Genomic DNA, 3,246 nt, shown 5'->3' on the forward strand with positions numbered 1-3,246 from the left:
ATGGTGGCTACATATTGATGTTGTGCTGTTGCTTTTTACTGAAAGCTGCTACTAACGACTCATAAATCTACCCTTAATCGTGTATTGGATGATAGTTGCGGATTTTAGGATTCAGATAAATTCGCAACATTTCGTTTGCTACTATTTTTGCAACTTTAAAATCGCAAATCGTAGAAAAATTAGGGTCTCTTTCAAAATAAAATGTTTCCATTGTCATTTGAATATCTTGTTTTCCTCTCAGAAAAAAGTACTTATCCAAATGCGTACTTCCCGAACGGTAGTATTTATAGAAATCAATGTTCTTATTGTAGAAATTCTCTAACTGATTCAGTTCATTGATGAAATAATTTTTCAGCACACAATCTTGTCCGTTGGGGCGCATCATTTCGATGTTATACACTTTCCTGTAATAGATTAGTTTACTAAAAAACTTGGGTTTTATTATCTTGAAAAAGAATATTTCATCCATTTCACTTTTGAACTTATAAAACGAAACTATTTCTTTCAATTCCGAGAACCCCTGTTCCAACAGCAATATTATTTGAGGAATATCTTTAATCCTGTCATTTAAATCGAGTTCATGCATCCTGATTTGATGTTCTAATTTTTCTGCAATGTTTTTTATCTTATCTTTCATTTTTATTGATTTTGAGTAAAAAAAGGATGATATCGTCAGTTGACGACACACAAAGGCGTTCACTGAATTCCGATAGGATTCAGTGAACGCGAAGCAACAACATGTCGCTGAAAGATAATTAGTGATAGATTTGCCAGAAATACATAATACAGAATTTGTTGAAATCAACACCTAATCTTACTTATAACTTCCTTTGATTCCGTAGTCGGTATCCTGATTATTCAGCGATTTAGTACCGACAAGATGAGTTTTTCCGAAATTAAAATTCCAAGTGAGCGTGGCAACGAGAATTCGGGATGCATCGCTAAAACTTTCTCTTCGGAAAGGCGCTTGTGCATTTTTGTTTTCCATAATGGTTCGGGAAACATTCTTAAACGGATTGAACGCACCTATGCCAAAAGAAAAATTAGTCGCATTGTACCGGATAGCCAAGTAGTGATAATTACCATCCTTTATGACGGTTTCGCCGTATAACCTTTCGTCAAAAGGCTGTAGCTGGCCTATCAGCATCCATTTCTTATACATTGCCAAAACATCTGCCCTGTAATAAAAATTAGAATGGGTATGCGAATAGTTGTTCCCACGACTGTCAAAGTGGTTGAAGCCTCCTGTAACCGAAAATTGCAGGAAGTTTTTTATCATCCCTACTTTCAATGTTATCTCCGCATTATACTTATTCCAATCTTTCATGTTTTCGGGCATTGTCAGGAACACATTTCCATGTTCTCTTTTCGATTCCATGATAGGATTGTGTTTGTAGTGATGATGCAGGCTTGCATTGAAAGCGAACAACCCTTTTCTGTTTTCGTAATATAAATTATTATTCAGATTCAGGTACGGTTGAAGCAACAGATTCCCTTTCTCGGCAAGATACGAGTCAAGACGGATTTCCGTGTCGGCCAACTCCATCAGGGTTGGATTCGTTTGACTCATCTCCGCATCATACCGGATAAAAGAATTATCACTGAACCGATAGCCAACCATCGCTTTGGGTAAGAAATGGTAATAGCTTTTGGTAACAGATACATTGGAAAAATGCAGGCGATTCAGGCGAAGTCCCAAGCTATAGCTGAATTTGCCCTTACTATAAAACCACTCTGCAAAAACCGACGATTCCGCCTGATTCAAATCCGATTTGAATTCCTCGCCCTGATTAATTGTCTGCTCTGTAAACGACTGAATATGTTTTATCCCGAATTTCAAATTTCCATGGGCAAATCCTTTTTCGTATATGCCTTCGGCAATCAGTGAATATTTATCGGAAAACAGTTCCGAACGTTCGCTGAAAAGAGTATCAACATCGTTGTATTCGCAGTAATTCCGCGAAGATGCTGCGTTCGCATAACTCCCCACCACATTAGCATATATTTTCTGATTTTTGGGTAAACCATACTGGTAATACAAGTCGATGGTAGGAACATTAATTTTTTGCTGACTTCCGTCAAAAATCAACCCTTTGTCCGTGCCATTCTCTTTTAGAAAACTGTTGAAATCGTTGTGAGGCTGATTGCTCAGATTATATTTCAACTTGGCATTGAAAAAAGCCGAATCGCTCTGCTGATAGTTGTATGTCAGCGAAAAATCATGCATTTGGTACGAATAATCACCTCCGGCACTGATTTCTTCCCTCAATATAGGGGATGAATTTTCAAACTGATAACTACCTGTGCGATTTCTGTTATTCGTGTTGATGCGTTGAAACGCTGCGGTGTAGTTCAAAGCATATTCCGATTTTCCTTTGTTGAATTTGGCAAAGAAAACATCGCCCCCTGCAAGGATATTCAGCGAGTTCATCAAATCCACACCAACAACACCGCCTTTATCATCCCTTACTACCACGTAGTTGATAACTTTGGAAGCATGTCCGTATCGGATACCTGCATAATCCGAATATTCTATCCGCTTGATTTGGCGGGGTTGCAAGGTCTGAATTTCTTCCGGCGTGGTATTTACGCCGTTAATCTGCAAAATGACTTTCCCGCCGTCGGATGATGAAATCGTATTCAGCATCGGATTGATGTTCAAGCCGGGAAGCATCATTGTATTCAGCAATTGCATTCCGTTGGCAGAATGGCTGATTTGCAATTTTGTCGGGAACACAATCCGTTGGTTAATCTTGTTTATTGTGGAAGAAGCAGAAATCACCACTTCCCCAAGTAACAAAACATTTTCATTCAAATACACATCTATTTGTGCTGATTCCGTCAGATTCTGTATCAAAATCCGCTTTGTTTCAAATCCTAAACAGGATACTGACAGCACATAATTATCTGTGGGAAGATTTTCAAATTCAAATCTTCCGATAGTGTCTGTCGTTGTTCCTTTCAGAAAGACTGAATCTTGTTTGAATAGAACGACATTAGCAAACTCAACAGGTGTTTGCGTATTTTGTTGAAGTACTCTTCCTGAAACATGAATCGATTGTCCGGACACACTTAGGCCGGAATACAGGAAAAATACGATAAGATATAATAATCGAGCTTTATTAAAGTCCATACCCTTAATTCCGCAACACTTTGATTTAACTTTATTTATAAGTTCCTGAGCAACAAAAAGTTGCTCAGGATTTTGCCATGTCAGATTTTTCACTTATCTTAGTGTTGCAAATC

At 38.0% G+C, this 3,246-nt stretch carries 2 protein-coding genes; both read right to left on the bottom strand.

Translation table 11 applies throughout. The features are described from left to right. Positions 1-73: 73 nt before the first annotated feature. Positions 74-637, bottom strand: a complete 564-nt coding sequence (locus ACTQ16_RS16470) for an RteC domain-containing protein (protein ID WP_052484764.1) — start codon at positions 635-637, stop codon at positions 74-76. 177 nt (positions 638-814) lie between these two features. Further along, complete coding sequence (locus tag ACTQ16_RS16475) at positions 815-3,226, bottom strand: carboxypeptidase-like regulatory domain-containing protein (protein WP_441938520.1); 2,412 nt, start codon at positions 3,224-3,226, stop codon at positions 815-817. Positions 3,227-3,246: the final 20 nt, after the last annotated feature.

The organism is Prevotella sp. LCP21S3_D2 (assembly GCF_052118345.1).
In the GTDB taxonomy this organism is placed as follows: domain Bacteria; phylum Bacteroidota; class Bacteroidia; order Bacteroidales; family Bacteroidaceae; genus Prevotella.